Raw genomic sequence first — 15,190 nt, 5'->3', positions numbered from 1 at the left:
TTAGCAATGGCGCGGTCAGCCTTACACTTTGTCTTGACTCGAACGGCAGCGGGTATGACTTCTGCTGACCGCGACAAATTCGGGAATTGATTAAAATATTAATTACAAACAAGCCGAGCGACTTCTCTGTCGAGAGAGATCTGTTCCCGAATGCAATAGCTGGCTTTTGGAGGTGTATATGGGGTGGAATTTTGATTTGACTAGCTTGGCAATTTTGCCTCGCTCCCGTACAATTCCCCACAGGCGAGAAGATTAATTGAGGTGAAGCTAGTCTTTGAGCTAGAAATCCCGATCGTTCCGCCAACTCTAAGTTTTAGAGATTGTAAATAAATATAGAACAGAGTAAAACCAAATGAATGCTTCGTGGACGCGACTTTTGAGGTCAGCTTACCGTAAAGAGCCAATTACCAGCTTTGTTGTGACAGTGGGCGTTGTCGATGCAGCCATCGGCAGCATCGGTGCCAGTGGCTCTTTATTGGCTTTTGGGCTGGGCACTGCTGGGGTGGCGATGGCTCTCCGCTGGTGGCAATTTTACCGCTCTGGAGCCGAACAACCCGCACCTGCTCCTGAATACTATCTTCCTCCTCAGTCTTCTAGACCTCAGTTGCCCGTGCTTAATGTGTCTAAAAAAAATCCTCCTTATTAAGATTACCGGGCAATGGTGACTGGGCGATGTGCCGATCGACTCTCTGGATCTGAGGCACTAAAAGATAGGGCAAGAAAGTCTTTCGATCTTGGATGCTTGGTTTATGAATATTTCTGTTGCCGAGAAACTGTACAAAATTGGCTCTGTAGCTGCCTGTAGTGGTTTGTCGGTCAAAACTGTTCGTTACTATGAGGAGATGGGCTTGCTGTCTCCTGCGGTAAAGCGCTCGCCCGCTGGTTATCGCTTGTTTGGGGAAACGGTATTTAACAGGTTGGCGTTTATTAAACGATCTCAGACTCTGGGTTTGAGCCTTCAGGAGATTAAGGATATTTTACAAGTTCGCGATCGGGGGGAGTTGCCTTGCTCTGAAGCGAAGCAGCATCTCACGGCTAAGGTAGAGGAAATTTCCGTGCAAATTGCAGCCTTAGAAACTTTGAAGAGCGAGTTGCAAGGCATTCTCAACTGCTGGCAAGAGCAACCCTCCCAGGCGAGCATTACTCGCACGATTTGTCCGAACATTCAGCGGGATTGAGCAGCAGAAAGATACAAAAAAAGAAGGGAAGGAATTATCGGTTTCCTTCCCTTGATGGTTTGGCTGGTGGTTTTGTTGGTGGTTTTGTCGATCGTGTTGAGCTTTTAACTGTTTTCGCAGAGTTTGCTGTTGCTTTTTGAGTTGCCGAGCCCTGGCTGAGCCGCCTTTACCTTTGGAGTTTCTACCCTCGCTGCGAGGAGACTCCCAACTTTTTAGTCTCATGTTTTTCATTCTATCCACTACTTCTATACTACACCGCCAGATTTTCACTGTCAAGTATTTTTTAGAGCGATATTTCCTACTGTCAACATTTGACTGATGGGGATTTGCTACAGACATAGCGATGCTGCGCCCATTGCCTGCGGCTGGTTACACCTACGCGCTTTTTGACAATTTGGGACGTAAGGGCGATCGCTATTAGGTCATTATTCCGCACTGTTTGCTAGACTTATTTAAGTCAGCTCTAAAAACTGTTATGACTCAAAATAATTCAACAAAAAATGAATATCAAATAACTGTGAACTCTTCAGTCTGGCAAAGAGTTGAGCAAATTGCCGGAGAATTTAAGTTGTCAGTTTCTGAACTATTGGAACAGATAGGCGAAGGCAAACTGAAAGTTTTCGGGGTTCCAAATAATTCAGAAAAAATGAGCGATCGAGATATTGCAAATGCTTTCATTTGGTTAGCCTCGCAAACTAATGTAGAAATCAATGTCTACAAGTTACAAAAACTCGTGTATTACGCTCAAGCTTGGCATTTAGGAGTTTACGGAAAGCCACTATTTGATGCAGATTTTCAAGCAGGAATTCACGGGCCGGTGATTCCGGATTTATTAGAAAAGTATCAACGCCAATTTAGTTGGGAACAAATTACAGAGAAAATCGAACAACCAAAACTTCCCCAAAAAGTTGGGCAATTTCTCGAAGAAGTTGCAGAGGCATATTTTGAGTATGATGATGAAACTTTGGAACGAATGATTTGCAGTGAAATGCCTTGGCTAGAAGCGAGAGGGAACGTACCCAGAGACGAATCTTGTCATGGGATTATTTCTCACGAATCGATGAAAAAATATTATTCGGGCCGTTTTTTTTCTAAATAATATAAGGGCGATTCCCTACGGGATAGCTGCGCTTCACGGGCTTTTTGACAAGTTAGGACGTAAGGGCGATCGCAATTTTGTAGTAACTAGGATATCAGCAGCTAGGCTTTGGGCTTAATCTGTGGGGATTTAAAACTTAATTGGTAATATGGATAAAATCAGGGCGATTCAGTTTTAATTCTGTTGCTTATTAGCGTGTAGTTGTTCTGATAACCGGCAAGCTTTTCTTTAGCTTGAGCTTCCACAAATGTACCTTGAGGAATAGCATTTAACAAGTTTATCGCCTGCTGCAATTTTGATTGAGCATTCTGCCAGACTTCTTTAGGATGAGGTGGATTATTCACCAGGACGGCAGCTTCCCATGCTAGTTTTTGCGCGGATTCTAAATTAGTAGCTGCTTTCTGTTCAGTGACAATTCTATTAGTAATCGCCTGATAGTTAGTTCGATAAACACTTAGCTTTTCTTGAGCTTGAGTTGCAACAGGCGAATTGTCTGGAATTGCCTCTAACAATTTGATTGATTCCTGCCACTTCCCTTGTACTTGCTGCCAATTTTCTAGTGGATGAGGTGGATTTTGAGTCATAACGGCAGCTTCCATTGCTAGTTTTTGAGCTGCTGCTAAATTTGTTGCTGTTGGGTCTGGCTGAGGAGTCGGTGTTAAGGTGGGTGAAGCTTCAGAATTTGGTTTTTGCTCCTCAATATTTAGAGGAATTCCCGAATTTGCTATTGTCTGCTGACTCGGTGAAATTTGAAAGGTAGTTTTCCAGCCGATAAAACCCAAAACTCCTAGAGTCAGTGTGGATAGTATCAGTATCCAGCCACTTCTACCCCCGCGTCTTTGCTCTGAAGACAGGGTACGGTCAATAGGATTTAGAGACTCTCCTGTCTGTGTGGAGCTTTCACTTTGCTTACGACTAGATTTTTTTTGTTCCTTGTGACGGCGTTCTTTTTCTAGGTGTTTAAGACATTCTTCAGCCTGTCCTCTTAACCTATTAGCCCGGTCAATTAAAGCATTAGCTTTTTCTTTTAAAGATACACATTCATTCAATATAATTCCTAATGTTGTAGTTTGACCCTCATAAGATATAATAAGCCCATGCTCTTCATCCAACCATTCTATCGCAAACACTGATTCCCCAAAGTAAGATATAAAAGCTTTTATCCGCTCAATTGGCTCGACATTACGTTCAAGATTTTGTACGATACTATCCAGTTTAGGCTGAACCTGTTTTAGCTGTTCTTGAGCTACCTTTATTTGCTGAACCTGTTGCCTTAAACTTTGCTCTTCATCAAAGTCTATGTGAATTCTTAAATTTTCATCAATTTGCCTTAGTTCTTCTGGGATACTTAGAGATTTCCTTTCCCATTCTAGCTTGATCAATAATTGTGAATCATTTAAAATATTTTCTGCTATATTCTTTAGACCCTCGCCCCACTCAATTAAGTTTTCAACATTTTCTATTAAGTCAGCAAGAGACGTTTCCTTATCTGGATCGCCCAGTTTTTCAGCAAGTAAGCCACTCCCTGCCGATACAAGTGCATTTACTAAAAATCCACCAGGTAGGAACAAGCCGGCAACTGCCCCTAACAAAGGTATCGCTCCCAAAAATCCTTTATGGAATCTCTCATTATTTAATACTTCTTCAAGTTCCTTGCCAATAGTATTTAGTCGCTTTAGAAGATTATCTATATTCCCAATTTCACGTCTGATTTCGCTAGGATTGCCAATAGTAAGTTTCATTGCCTCGGCAATTTCTGGCAGTTGGTTTAGAAGGTTTTCAAGGTCAGCCATAATTTACTCTCCTTTAGAGTGGGGGAATCCCCACTCTAGTTTATCAATAATGGTTTAACAGCTAGCTAATTAAAACTTCCACTCATGGTTTGGATCGGCGAGAGCAGCCTGCACAGAAGATAAATTAGCCAGTTCTTTAAATGGGCTAGACTTCGCAAGTTCTGTAATCGAATGTAATGCTAATCCCAGTTGCTCATTATTACCAGAGGCTATTGCTCGATCGACCACATCGAAAAGTTGCTTAAAATTTTTCGATCGTTCATCAAAGGAGCGATCGAGGTACTCCATTAACAAGTCACGTTGAGCTGTAATCTTTGCTAGGCTTTCCTTTTCCCAAGCTTTGATTTCACGGCGCTTGATCCGCTCTTGTTCAGCGATTTGCTTATACTCAGTGTAATGTGCAATAACTTGCTGAAAGGCATCAGCACCGCTAACAAATGCTCCCATTTTGCTCATTGTTAATTTCCTCACATATTCCGGTATTTTGCTTGAATATTCGCCACGGTCTAATTCAGATTTCCTTGGCTGTCTAACACAGGGGTTTTCATAATTTCTACAATGGCTTTCACTAGCATTAGTGCCTGTTGAAACTTAGCAGCATCTTGAACTATATCAAAGGGTTTTAATTCAAGTTCGTTGAGAAGTAGAGCAACGCGGCTATCTAAATCAGACACCAATTTGCCTAATTCTTTGACTCGCCGTTCGACTTGTCGGATGAAATCTCTAGCCTCTTCAATTTTGGCAACTTCAACGTTAACCTGAGCTTCGTATTCACGTGCTTTCGTTAAAGCTTCCTCACCTTTACCTGCAATTTGGAAACCGCCAACAGCTAAAGCAGGGCCAAGTGCAATACCTCCGAGTACAGCGCCACCTAGTGCCATGCTGCCACCGCCTAACCACGCCGCCACACCAGACATACCGAGTTGAGAAACAGCTACATTGGTACTAAACAAGCCAAAAAATTGAGGAACTGCAACTGTCCCAAAAGTTTGCGCCACGCCTACTGCTGTAGCACCAGCAGCCGCGCCTGCCCCTGCGGATGAAGTCACACCTTGGAATACTTCCTGACCTTCCAGCGCGACAGTTTTGTATTCTTTTAGCTGCTGAATTGAGATGCCTTCTAGTCCCGCTAAAAACTTCATATCACTTGGAGAAGCTTTCTGTCCAATGCGCTCAATGAAGGCAACAAATCGTCCAATAGTGCGATGCCTTACACGAATTTGGAGTGAACCGTACACTTCTGCTAATCTGTTGGCTGCTTCCCAGTCTACTTTTAGATCGCTGACTGCTTTCTCGTGGCGGTGTTGAGCGCGATCGCCTATTTCCTTGGCTTGATTGATGTTACCAAAGCCTTCAGTACCTTTCACAGCGCCATACGCAGCAGTAGCTAAAACAGCAGCGCCCATAATAAACGGAATTACAAAAATCATAAACGACTATTTTTGATAAGAGTAAATTAATGACCTAATAACAAATTTATATCCTAGTTTGCTCCTTCATCTCTTGATATGAATATGTCAGATAACCTCGACTACCGATCTGAATCGTGTAAAACCCTGACTTGGGTACTCCTTTAACTTCGAGGGAAAATTTACAGCGATTATAAGAGACGATTTTACCTAAGCCGAACTCTCCAGTAGCAATAGTTTTTCCTTCTCCTCATCAGGAACCACATCGGACTCCAGCATCACTTGCAAACAACCGTCTTGCAAAGTCGCTGTCGCCGTTCCCTTGTTTTGCAACGGAAGATTTAACAGAGATGCGATCGCATCCACATCCCCAAGCTTAGTCCGTTCCTTCAAACTAAGCTGATTTGACTCCGTATTATCACTATAACTGGCCCGCCCCGGTGTAACATTTGCAACAGGCAAATTTTGCCCCGCCACTTCAAACTCTTGACTCCACGCCGGCACCTTTGCGCCTGTCTGTCGCCCGTAAACCTTGACTTTCTCAATCCATGCAGCCCCCAAACCAGCGATCGACTTACTCACCCACGGGGCCAAGACTTGCTGACTAGGCGCTTCTGCCGATTCCAGCATCACCTGTAAACAACGATCCTTAAGGGAAGCTGCGGCGGTGATGCCCTTGGCTTGTAGCTGGCGGTTTAGCAGAAGCGCGATCGCCTTTGCATCTCCCTGTTTCGCGAGTTCCAAAATATTCGGTTGTGTCATAACCGTTAGATACCAGTAGCGCTTAGCATAACCTTTTACTGTCTTAAGTATAAATTCTTTCCTAAATACCAAAGCTTGTCAAGCCATATAAAGTCATATTTAGTAGTTGTTTTCATCCCAACTAGGTCATAAAAAGTCATATTTAGTTGGTTGCTACTGAAAAAGTCATATTTAGTTGGGTTACAATCAGGTCAACCCCTTGCATCTGCCTGACTGATGGACGTTGAAGAAGCCTTAGAATTTGTTGACCATCTAGCTTTGACTACTACGGGAAAACATTTAGATAGTCTGCAAAAAGCTATATTACGTGGCGCTTGGGACAATCAGAAATATAAAGAAATTGCACAGCATCACAACCGTTCAGAGAAATACGTTAAAGAGGTTGGCTTTAAATTATGGAAACTTTTATCAGTTGCATTAGGCGATGAACAAGTATCTAAAGCAAATTTTAGAGCTAAGTTGGAAAATTTACAAGCTTCTAATATTGTCTCACTCGTCGGGAATGGCTGCATCCATATTGGTAACATCTCTGCTGATAGTTCCCAATCCTCAAAAAAATTACAATCTGAACCGCAAGAAAAGAATAAATTTAACGAAAAAACAAGCAATTCCGAACCGAAAGTACATTTAGATTTAGCTGATGCACCAGAACTAACCCTATTCTATAACCGCACATCCGAACTCACCACCCTCGAAAACGGGATTTTAGGCCGCACCCGCCTCATCACCATCTTAGGCTTATCCGGTATTGGCAAAACCGCCATTACACTCCAACTAATCCCACAAATTCAACAGGAATTCGATCGCATCATCTGGCGAAGCCTCCGCAATGCGCCACCCCTGGCCTCACTCGAAACCGACTTAATTAAATTCTGTAGGGGCGGTGTCCCCGTGCCCGCCCCCTATCCCGAAGAAAGGGCAACCACGGGGGTATTGCCCCTACTAGAATATTTACGATCGCACCGCTGTCTGATCATCCTCGATGATGTGCAAACAATCTTCAGCAGCCAACAACTCGCAGGAAATTACCAACCCGGATATGAAAATTACGGCGCATTCTTCAAACAAATAGCAGAATCATCCCACAACAGTTGCTTAATTCTCCTGAGTTGGGAAAAACCCAGAGAAATCGCCGGCTTAGAAGGTGAAAACCGCCCCTGCAAATCTCTGCAACTCAACGGTTTATGCGCGGAAGCACAAGAAATATTCAGAGAAAAAGGTTTAGCAGAACCGGAGAAATGGTTAGAACTGATCGACCTTTACCGAGGCAATCCCCTATGGTTAAATATAATTGCAACTATGATTCAAGACTTATTCAGCGGTAGCGTTTCCGAATTCCTCTCCTATGATACCCTATTCTTAGGTGACTTAGAATCTCTCCTGCACCAGCAGTGCGATCGCCTAACCGCATCCGAACAACAAGCTATGGGTTGGCTAGCAACTACCCCCGAACCAGCCGACCTCTCAAAAATACCAGAAAACCTGCAACTATCACGGGCAGAACTATTAAATGTCATGCAATCTTTAGGACGACGGTCATTAGTTGAAACAGTACAACAAAATGGGCGCTCGCACTTTACGCTCGCGCCCGTAATCAGAGAGTATATAACAAACAAAAAATGAAAATCGCCACCTGGAACGTCAACTCAATCCGCACCCGCTTAGAACACGTTACTAGCTGGTTGCAAACAAACTCCCCAGACGTTCTCTGCCTCCAAGAAACCAAAGTTATAGACAAAGACTTTCCCCTAGAACCCTTCACCAACCTCGGCTACAACTGCTACATTTCCGGTCAAAAATCCTACAACGGCGTTGCCATTTTTAGTCGATCGCCCATGTCGGAAATCAGCAGCGGATTTGCCCCCCTTCTCGGCGACGAAACCGCAGGTATTTTTGACGAACAAAAACGCCTAATAGCCGGGGTTATAGACGATATTTGCATTATTTGCGTATACGTTCCCAACGGTTCCGAAGTTGGCAGCGAGAAATATGAGTACAAACTAAAGTGGCTCAAACTGCTGCAAGAATACCTCAAAATAGCACTAGATAAATCCCCTAACTTGTGCATTTGCGGCGACTTCAACATCGTCCCGGACGATCGAGATATCCACAATCCCAAAGCCAATGCTAACTCCGTCGGCCTATCAGTAGCCGAACGCCTCGCACTCACAGAAATCATAGAATTAGGATTAAATGACCCCTTTCGCAAATTCACATCAGAAGGAGGTCATTATAGCTGGTGGGACTACCGCGCCGCCGCATTTCCCCGCAACAACGGCTGGAGAATCGACCACCATTATCTCAGCCCTCCCCTGTACGAACAAGCAAAAAACTGTACAATAGATATTGCTCCCAGAAAATTAATCAAACCCAGCGACCACGCCCCCGTAATTGTCGAAATTTGATCGATCGGTTATAAGGTTAATAACAACCAACAACTAAAAATCATGTTCTTAGTAACCGGAGCAACAGGCGCACTAGGCCGCCGAATTGTACGAGAAATCAGACAGCAAGAAAAGCCTGTCCGCGCATTCGTTCGCCTCGCATCTCGCTACTCAGAACTAGAAAACCGAGGCGCCGAGATTTTTATCGGCGACTTAAAACAAGACAAAGATATTAAAAAAGCCTGCCAAGGAGTGCAATACATCATCAGCACCCACGGCACCGGCGGCGATGTTCAAGCAGTACACTACCGCGCTAACATAGAATTGATCGACTGCGCCAAAGAAGCCGGAGTGCAGCACTTTGTCTTTGTGTCGGTACTGGGAGTCGATCGAGGATACGAAGATTCCGCAGTATTCAAAGCCAAGCGAGAAGTTGAAAAATACCTGCAAAACAGCGGATTGAATTATACAATCTTGCGGCCGGCCGGTTTTGCTTCCAGCTTGTTACCGCTAGCAGAAAGATTTCGAGAAACCGGACTTTACCTGCTGATTGGCGACGGCAAAAACCGCACATCTGTTGTCAGTACCGACGACTTAGCAAAGATTGCCGCAGACTCCCCAACAGTCGAAGGCGCCCGCAACCAAATTCTGCGAGTCGGTGGCCCGGATGTGCTGACAAGGGATGACATTCCCCGCATTTTTGCACGCTTATTCAATCGCGAACCGATGGTAATAAACCCGCCACTGGTTGTGTTTGACGGTTTGAGAAATGCCTTGGGTTTATTGAATCCTCAAGCTCAAAAAGACTTAGGAACTTTGCGCGTATTGCTGGGTAACGAGTATTTCTGCACTCCCGAAGAAGTGCAAAACTTGGAATCAATTTACGGCATGAGAATGGAATCCTTAGAAAGCTTTCTGCGGCGCAATTTGAGCGTTTAAAATGCTACTTATTCTCGTTACCAGGCTCTGCCTGGTAATGAATATCCTGAGGCTCTGGCTGCGAACGAGCAAATGTAGCGCCAAATCGCAACTGAAAACCATTTAAGCAGAAATAGGTAGTGGTTCAGCACCAATATAGCTCGTAACTGCGATCGGCGGAGAAGTCGGCTTAGCAATCAAATAACCTTGAACCAAAGTTGCTCCCCGTTCCCGCACCCACTCAAACTCCTCCAAAGTTTCCACACCTTCAGCAACAGTTTTAATTTCTAATTGAGTAGCAATTTCTAACATCTTTTCCGTAATGAGTGCCTTATAATAATCTTGATGGACGTTGCGAATCAATTGCATATCCAACTTAATAAAATCTGGACGCAGTTGGTGCATCAAATTTAAATTAGAAGAACCGCTGCCAAAATCGTCCAGGGCAATTAAAAATCCCGCCTCTCGGTAAAACCTCAGAATCTTAATCAAGTGATCGATATCAGGAGGGTGCTGAGATTCCGCTACTTCAAAAACAATATTGCTGTGAGGAATTCCCGCTTCATCAATAGCCTGTACTGTTCTTCGCAGGCACGTAGCGGGATCGTAAACTGAAGTCGGAGAAAAATTAATAAAAAGTAGTTCTTTGATATCGTAAACATGGGCTTCGCGGATAGCGCGAGTCCGGGCTAAAACATCTAGTTGAAAAATTAGGCCTGCTGATTCTGCTTGGGAAAAAATCCGACCCGGATAAATTAAGTTTCCTTGCTCGTCAATTCCTCGGAGCAGGGCTTCATGGGCAAAAATTTTAGAAGTATCTGAGGTATAAACAATGGGCTGAAAATGTGTAGTAATGCGTTCTTGGGACAATAAATCTAACAGCCAATCAGAGTTACTAAAATTAATAAAAGAGTCTAAGGAAGTGCTGCGATAAAAATCGCTAAGTTTGGGCTGTTCAACTTCGGCCATCCACAAAACTTTTGTCTCTTTCAACTCTTGAGTTGTCAGTACCGATGATGCTAGAGCGTTAAAATTTTCTCTCGCTATTCCCTCAAGGATAACGTACAAACACTTACTCTCTTCTAAAAGCTTGAATTCAAGTTTAGCCTTAGCGAGTGCAGAAATAACCTTGGTCAGCGTATGATATACTGGAAACCACAGGTATAGACCTCCGCTGCCCTCTATTTTTGCGGGTAGTGTTTCGCAGCGAGAGCATGAGCCGAAGGCTTTGCCACTTATTTGCATTGGAATATCCTCCGGTTTTGGGTTAATTTAAGACACGCTAACAATTAAGTTTTATTATAAGCTCATTCACCTATTAATTCATCTATCTCAAGATGTAAATCGTGATGAACTTGTATTTAAGAATTCTTGCAGTATTTATACTTGCCTCCGGTTTTAAACTTTGGTCAAAGTTTTCAGCATTGAGCAAGTACGTGTGATTAAACACAGTCCCAAATCCTCACAGAGGGAGAAGGCAAAGACTTGTTGGCTACTCTCTACTGCTGCTGTGATTCTTTACGCCTTATTCTCTAATTCCCTCTGCCAAAACAGTCGCTACAGTTAATTTTTTACCCAAGGCAAATTAACACGCCCGTGAAGCGCAGCTATCCCGTAGGGAATCGCCCGATCCATTAATTTATCCCAACCACAAATATACACAGCCGGACGATCGCCCAAAACAAACTCACTTGCTGCGGAATATCCAATTTAATTTTATAATCGGGATGACAGGATTTGAACCTGCGACCCCCTCGTCCCGAACGAGGTGCGCTACCAAGCTGCGCTACATCCCGAAATTAGTCACTATATTTTTAGCTTATCACATTCAAGTTAAAATTTAGCAAGCTCGTATATAATGATTTGTAAAACACTACTCAGGCGGAGACAGACGTGACAGTTAAGCCCCAGTGGTTGCGAGTTAAAGCCCCCCAGTGGGAGCGCGTCGGCAACGTCAAAGAAATTTTGCGGGATTTATCCCTGAATACGGTTTGCGAAGAGGCTTCCTGTCCGAACATCGGCGAATGCTTCAACGCAGGTACTGCGACATTTTTGATTATGGGCCCGGCTTGTACCCGCGCCTGTCCTTACTGCGACATTGATTTTGAGAAAAAGCCCCAACCATTAGATCCCACGGAACCCCAAAGATTGGCGCAAGCGGTGCAGCGGCTCAAACTCAACCACGTCGTGATTACCTCTGTCAACCGGGACGATTTGCCGGATGGGGGCGCGTCTCAGTTTGTCGAGTGCATTCAAGCAGTACGATCGGCGATGCCCGATACAACTATAGAAGTTTTGATTCCCGACTTGTGCGGCAACTGGCAGGCTTTAGAAATCATTCTCACAGCCCGGCCAGAGGTACTCAACCACAATACCGAAACCGTAAAGCGACTTTACCGCAAGGTGCGGCCGCAAGGAAAGTACGATCGCACCTTGGAACTATTGCAGCGAAGTCGCGAACTCGCACCTGGGGTTTACACCAAATCCGGCATCATGGTGGGACTGGGAGAAACAGACACCGAAATTCGGGAGGCTATGCAGGACTTACGGGCTGTCGGCTGCGATATTTTAACAGTTGGACAGTACCTGCAACCGACTCAAAAGCACTTGAACGTAGAAAACTTTGTGCCTCCGGAACAGTTTGATGCTTGGAGAAAGTTTGGCGAATCTTTGGGATTTTTGCAAGTTGTCGCTTCTCCCTTAACTCGCAGTTCCTATCACGCCGAACAGGTGAGGGAACTCATGAAACTTTACCCACGCTAGCCATTTTAATTTGAGTTGACTCGCGCCCGATCGCACCATTCTCACTAAAACCCGCTTAACCCGGTAACAGCGAGGAAAAACCTGCGCTTTCTATGCAGGCAGAGTGCAAAAAACCCGGTTTCCGATCTTGGTGATCTTGGAAGATTTCACCGGGCAAGCAGCAGCCAACAGCAAAACAATTATCGGTCGATCGCCCCATCAAAGTCGCGACTTACGCAAAAGACATCCAGAAACCGGGTTTCTTCCTCAAACTTCTAGGTTTTAATCCAGAAGTTTTGTCGAGAAACCCGGTTTTTGCGTCAGTCGCTAACTCGGTACTGCAGACTGCAAAAACTCTGAAGCTCATATTCTGTAATGGATTAAACTTCTGCGTTCACTAGGATATTTTTAATCTAGAGCGCCGAGTTATATAAAGTTTTATTAAAAAAATGGCTAATTTTCCGAAGTGATCGGGAACCTGCTTATCGGTGATGAAGATTAACTTAACTTCTGACTAACGTCACTTGTTTCTAGCCAGTCACTATCTATACTAGCTACATAAACAAAGAAGTACAACACACTTTCCGGGCCTTCAACCTGTTACATCAGAAAGTTCTTAGCGTTTTCCAGAATCTTGGTAAAACAAGTGGGGCAGCAAAAGTTCGATCGAACAACAGCAGAAAAGTCAGGAAAGTTAGTAAAGAAACACAAAGCGGTGATGCTTCGTTTTAACAAAGCGGGCATCATAATTATAAATAACCGCTAAGCGTAGCATCTTTTCACCCGGAGCAACTGAGAAAATCACTATGCCAGCCACCTCTTTTTACGCTGAAGCTGAATTCGACGAACAACTGCGAGTCAATCCCTTGCAAGGTGATGTGTTGGATGAAGATGCTGAAGAAGCTGGAGACGAACTGCTCGACCAAGACCCAGCAGAGACAGAAGATGCAGACCCAGCAGCAAAATTGCAAAAAAATGCCAGCCGCCGCACTACAGATTTAGTGCGCCTGTACCTTCAAGAAATAGGTCGGGTTCGTCTCTTGGGTAGAGACGAAGAAGTCTCGGAAGCTCAAAAAGTTCAGCGCTATATCAAATTGCTGGAATTACGCAACACCGTCGCATCCCAGGAAGAAGGGCTAATTGGGCGCTTCGTGCATTTAATTGAAGTGCGCGATCGGTTAGCAGCACAGTTGGGACATAAACCTTCCCTGGAACGCTGGGCATTAACTGCCGGCGTCGGTGACGTGCCAGAACTCAAGCGAATTATGTCCGAAGGCAAGCGCCAGTGGGCAGAGTTAGCAGAGATGACAGTCGAGGCGATCGAAAGAGTTCAAGCCGAAGGCGTCGAAGCGAAAGACCACATGATTAAGGCGAACCTGCGCCTGGTGGTTTCGGTGGCGAAAAAATATCAAAATCGCGGTTTAGAATTGCTCGACTTAATACAAGAAGGTACTCTTGGACTGGAGCGAGCTGTAGAAAAGTTTGACCCGACGCGGGGCTATCGGTTTAGCACCTATGCCTACTGGTGGATTCGGCAGGGAATTACGCGGGCTATCGCCACTCAAAGCCGCACCATTCGCCTCCCCGTCCACATCACCGAAAAACTTAACAAAATCAAAAAAGCCCAGCGCAAAATTTCTCAAGAAAAAGGTCGGACAGCTACGATCGAAGATATCGCTGTCGAGTTGGACATGACGGCGCCCCAAGTCCGAGAAGTTTTGCTGCGAGTCCCCCGTTCTGTTTCTTTGGAAACTAAAGTGGGCAACGAAAAAGATACAGAGTTGGGCGACTTGCTCGAAACCGACAGCATCTCCCCAGAAGAAATGCTGATGCGAGAAGCTCTGCACCGCGACTTGCAGCAACTGCTGGCAGATTTGACCAGCCGCGAGCGAGATGTAATTCTGATGCGCTTTGGTTTGGGCGACGGACACCCCTATTCGCTGGCAGAAATCGGTCGCGCGCTCGACTTGTCCCGCGAGCGAGTCCGCCAAATTGAAGCCAAAGCTTTGCAAAAACTCCGCCAACCCAAGCGTCGCAACCGCGTCCGCGACTATCTGGAGTCTCTGACTTAAATTTGGCCGGTCAGTCAGCGCGATTAATCAGGGAGCAAGGCATTTGGCACTTGTGCAGAAGGCATGAGGCATTCGGCAGAAGTAAAAATATTTACTTCTAAACAACTTCTCTGTCCTCTGCAGCAAGTCATCAAGCTTGTTAAAAGTCAAAAAATATCAAAAACCAAATTTTTTCCTCAATCTTTTTTCAATAAGCTGCGATATTTGCAAAATATCTCGATCGTTGTGTATTATTGTCAATAGGCAGACTTTCTTGAGAGGGTCACTATGGCACTTTACACCGCGTCCTCATTCAAATCCGAACTCAATGACAAAGGCTGGCGGATGACTCCCCAACGGGAAACCATCTTGCACGTGTTTCAGAACCTCCCCAAAGGCAATCACCTGAGTGCGGAGGATTTGTACACTTTGTTAAAAAATCGCGGAGAAAACATTAGCTTGTCCACCATTTACCGAACTTTAAAGTTAATGGCAAGGATGAGCCTCCTCCGCGAACTCGAACTCGCAGAAGGTCACAAACACTATGAAATAAACCAGCCTTACCCGCATCACCACCACCACCTAGTCTGCGTTCAGTGCAACAGAACGATCGAATTTAACAACGACTCGATTCTGAAAATTGGCATGAAGCAAGCTGAAAAGTCTGGGTTGCACCTGCTAGACTGCCAGCTAACGATTCATACGGTTTGCCACGAAGCTTTGCGGATGGGATGGCCGTCTTTGGTTTCCAGCAATTGGTCTTGTCCGAGGTCGATCGCCCACAACGGCAGCAGCGCCCCGGATTCAGTCGAGTGATAGTACACTATTTTCGCATTTCAAGTACGGCTTGTTAC

The 15,190-nt window shown here is 44.9% G+C and carries 14 protein-coding genes, 1 tRNA gene and 1 pseudogene; 10 read left to right on the top strand and 6 right to left on the bottom strand.

The window, feature by feature from the left end; translation table 11 throughout:
• Positions 1–352 precede the first annotated feature (352 nt).
• The 3 genes from QUA62_RS07655 to QUA62_RS07645 all read left to right on the top strand — a co-directional run bounded on the left by QUA62_RS07655 (position 353) and on the right by QUA62_RS07645 (position 2,277).
• Complete coding sequence (locus QUA62_RS07655; protein WP_190663686.1) at positions 353–646, top strand: hypothetical protein; 294 nt, start codon at positions 353–355, stop codon at positions 644–646.
• Between the two features lie 103 nt (positions 647–749).
• Positions 750–1,178, top strand: a complete 429-nt coding sequence (locus QUA62_RS07650; RefSeq protein ID WP_190663687.1) for a heavy metal-responsive transcriptional regulator — start codon at positions 750–752, stop codon at positions 1,176–1,178.
• 475 nt (positions 1,179–1,653) lie between these two features.
• On the top strand, positions 1,654–2,277 hold the full coding sequence (locus QUA62_RS07645) for a type II toxin-antitoxin system antitoxin SocA domain-containing protein (RefSeq protein WP_333403316.1): 624 nt from the start codon (positions 1,654–1,656) through the stop codon (positions 2,275–2,277).
• 158 nt (positions 2,278–2,435) lie between these two features.
• On the opposite strand, the gene QUA62_RS07640 is transcribed toward QUA62_RS07645, so the two are convergent.
• The 4 genes from QUA62_RS07640 to QUA62_RS07625 form a co-directional block, all read right to left on the bottom strand.
• On the bottom strand, positions 2,436–4,070 hold the full coding sequence (locus tag QUA62_RS07640; RefSeq protein ID WP_333403315.1) for a hypothetical protein: 1,635 nt from the start codon (positions 4,068–4,070) through the stop codon (positions 2,436–2,438).
• Positions 4,071–4,139: 69 nt separating this feature from the next.
• Positions 4,140–4,526, bottom strand: coding sequence for a hypothetical protein (locus tag QUA62_RS07635; RefSeq protein ID WP_333403314.1), 387 nt, complete (start codon positions 4,524–4,526; stop codon positions 4,140–4,142).
• A gap of 50 nt (positions 4,527–4,576) precedes the next feature.
• Complete coding sequence (locus QUA62_RS07630) at positions 4,577–5,500, bottom strand: hypothetical protein (protein ID WP_333403313.1); 924 nt, start codon at positions 5,498–5,500, stop codon at positions 4,577–4,579.
• 189 nt (positions 5,501–5,689) lie between these two features.
• Positions 5,690–6,241, bottom strand: coding sequence for a hypothetical protein (locus tag QUA62_RS07625; RefSeq protein ID WP_333403312.1), 552 nt, complete (start codon positions 6,239–6,241; stop codon positions 5,690–5,692).
• A gap of 216 nt (positions 6,242–6,457) precedes the next feature.
• On the opposite strand from QUA62_RS07625, the gene QUA62_RS07620 reads away from it, so the two are divergent.
• The 3 genes from QUA62_RS07620 to QUA62_RS07610 are packed head-to-tail and all read left to right on the top strand — an operon-like array spanning position 6,458 to position 9,564.
• Positions 6,458–7,864 (top strand): NB-ARC domain-containing protein, encoded by a 1,407-nt coding sequence (locus tag QUA62_RS07620; RefSeq protein WP_333403311.1) that lies wholly within the window; start codon positions 6,458–6,460, stop codon positions 7,862–7,864.
• Entirely contained in the window at positions 7,861–8,646 is a 786-nt protein-coding gene (xth, locus tag QUA62_RS07615) for an exodeoxyribonuclease III (RefSeq protein ID WP_333403310.1), read from the top strand. The genes QUA62_RS07620 and xth overlap by 4 nt, the downstream gene beginning before the upstream one ends.
• A gap of 42 nt (positions 8,647–8,688) precedes the next feature.
• Complete coding sequence (locus tag QUA62_RS07610) at positions 8,689–9,564, top strand: SDR family oxidoreductase (RefSeq protein ID WP_333403309.1); 876 nt, start codon at positions 8,689–8,691, stop codon at positions 9,562–9,564.
• A 102-nt stretch (positions 9,565–9,666) separates the two neighbouring features.
• Here the strand turns inward: QUA62_RS07610 and QUA62_RS07605 are convergent, their stop codons facing one another.
• Both QUA62_RS07605 and QUA62_RS07600 read right to left on the bottom strand, forming a co-directional pair.
• Positions 9,667–10,788: an EAL domain-containing protein gene (locus QUA62_RS07605; RefSeq protein WP_333403308.1), complete on the bottom strand. Its 1,122-nt coding sequence runs from the start codon at positions 10,786–10,788 to the stop codon at positions 9,667–9,669.
• A gap of 477 nt (positions 10,789–11,265) precedes the next feature.
• A tRNA-Pro gene (locus QUA62_RS07600) sits at positions 11,266–11,339 on the bottom strand.
• 91 nt (positions 11,340–11,430) lie between these two features.
• Here QUA62_RS07600 and lipA point away from each other — a divergent pair.
• From lipA to QUA62_RS07580, 4 genes and pseudogenes are all read left to right on the top strand, one after another.
• A pseudogene (gene lipA, locus QUA62_RS07595) lies at positions 11,431–12,306 on the top strand (lipoyl synthase); the annotation flags it as partial.
• Between the two features lie 103 nt (positions 12,307–12,409).
• Positions 12,410–12,571, top strand: coding sequence for a hypothetical protein (locus QUA62_RS07590; RefSeq protein WP_333403307.1), 162 nt, complete (start codon positions 12,410–12,412; stop codon positions 12,569–12,571).
• A gap of 520 nt (positions 12,572–13,091) precedes the next feature.
• Positions 13,092–14,357 carry an RNA polymerase sigma factor SigC gene (sigC, locus tag QUA62_RS07585; RefSeq protein WP_006632309.1) on the top strand — a complete coding sequence of 422 codons (1,266 nt, stop codon included), beginning with the start codon at positions 13,092–13,094 and terminating at the stop codon, positions 14,355–14,357.
• A gap of 267 nt (positions 14,358–14,624) precedes the next feature.
• Positions 14,625–15,152, top strand: a complete 528-nt coding sequence (locus tag QUA62_RS07580) for a transcriptional repressor (protein WP_333218594.1) — start codon at positions 14,625–14,627, stop codon at positions 15,150–15,152.
• The last annotated feature ends 38 nt before the right edge of the window (positions 15,153–15,190 follow it).

It is taken from the genome of Microcoleus sp. MON1_C1 (genome assembly GCF_036701945.1).
GTDB lineage: Bacteria > Cyanobacteriota > Cyanobacteriia > Cyanobacteriales > Microcoleaceae > Microcoleus.
The sequence above is the reverse complement of the archived record's forward strand: the minus strand, read 5'-3'. Positions and strand labels throughout refer to the sequence as shown.

Coding starts and splice junctions, on each gene's coding strand:
- QUA62_RS07655 (WP_190663686.1), top strand. CDS start 353: ATGAATGCTTCGTGGACGCGACTTTTGAGGTCAGCTTACCGTAAAGAG.
- QUA62_RS07650 (WP_190663687.1), top strand. CDS start 750: ATGAATATTTCTGTTGCCGAGAAACTGTACAAAATTGGCTCTGTAGCT.
- QUA62_RS07645 (WP_333403316.1), top strand. CDS start 1,654: ATGACTCAAAATAATTCAACAAAAAATGAATATCAAATAACTGTGAAC.
- QUA62_RS07640 (WP_333403315.1), bottom strand. CDS start 4,070: ATGGCTGACCTTGAAAACCTTCTAAACCAACTGCCAGAAATTGCCGAG.
- QUA62_RS07635 (WP_333403314.1), bottom strand. CDS start 4,526: ATGAGCAAAATGGGAGCATTTGTTAGCGGTGCTGATGCCTTTCAGCAA.
- QUA62_RS07630 (WP_333403313.1), bottom strand. CDS start 5,500: ATGATTTTTGTAATTCCGTTTATTATGGGCGCTGCTGTTTTAGCTACT.
- QUA62_RS07625 (WP_333403312.1), bottom strand. CDS start 6,241: ATGACACAACCGAATATTTTGGAACTCGCGAAACAGGGAGATGCAAAG.
- QUA62_RS07620 (WP_333403311.1), top strand. CDS start 6,458: ATGGACGTTGAAGAAGCCTTAGAATTTGTTGACCATCTAGCTTTGACT.
- xth (WP_333403310.1), top strand. CDS start 7,861: ATGAAAATCGCCACCTGGAACGTCAACTCAATCCGCACCCGCTTAGAA.
- QUA62_RS07610 (WP_333403309.1), top strand. CDS start 8,689: ATGTTCTTAGTAACCGGAGCAACAGGCGCACTAGGCCGCCGAATTGTA.
- QUA62_RS07605 (WP_333403308.1), bottom strand. CDS start 10,788: ATGCAAATAAGTGGCAAAGCCTTCGGCTCATGCTCTCGCTGCGAAACA.
- sigC (WP_006632309.1), top strand. CDS start 13,092: ATGCCAGCCACCTCTTTTTACGCTGAAGCTGAATTCGACGAACAACTG.
- QUA62_RS07580 (WP_333218594.1), top strand. CDS start 14,625: ATGGCACTTTACACCGCGTCCTCATTCAAATCCGAACTCAATGACAAA.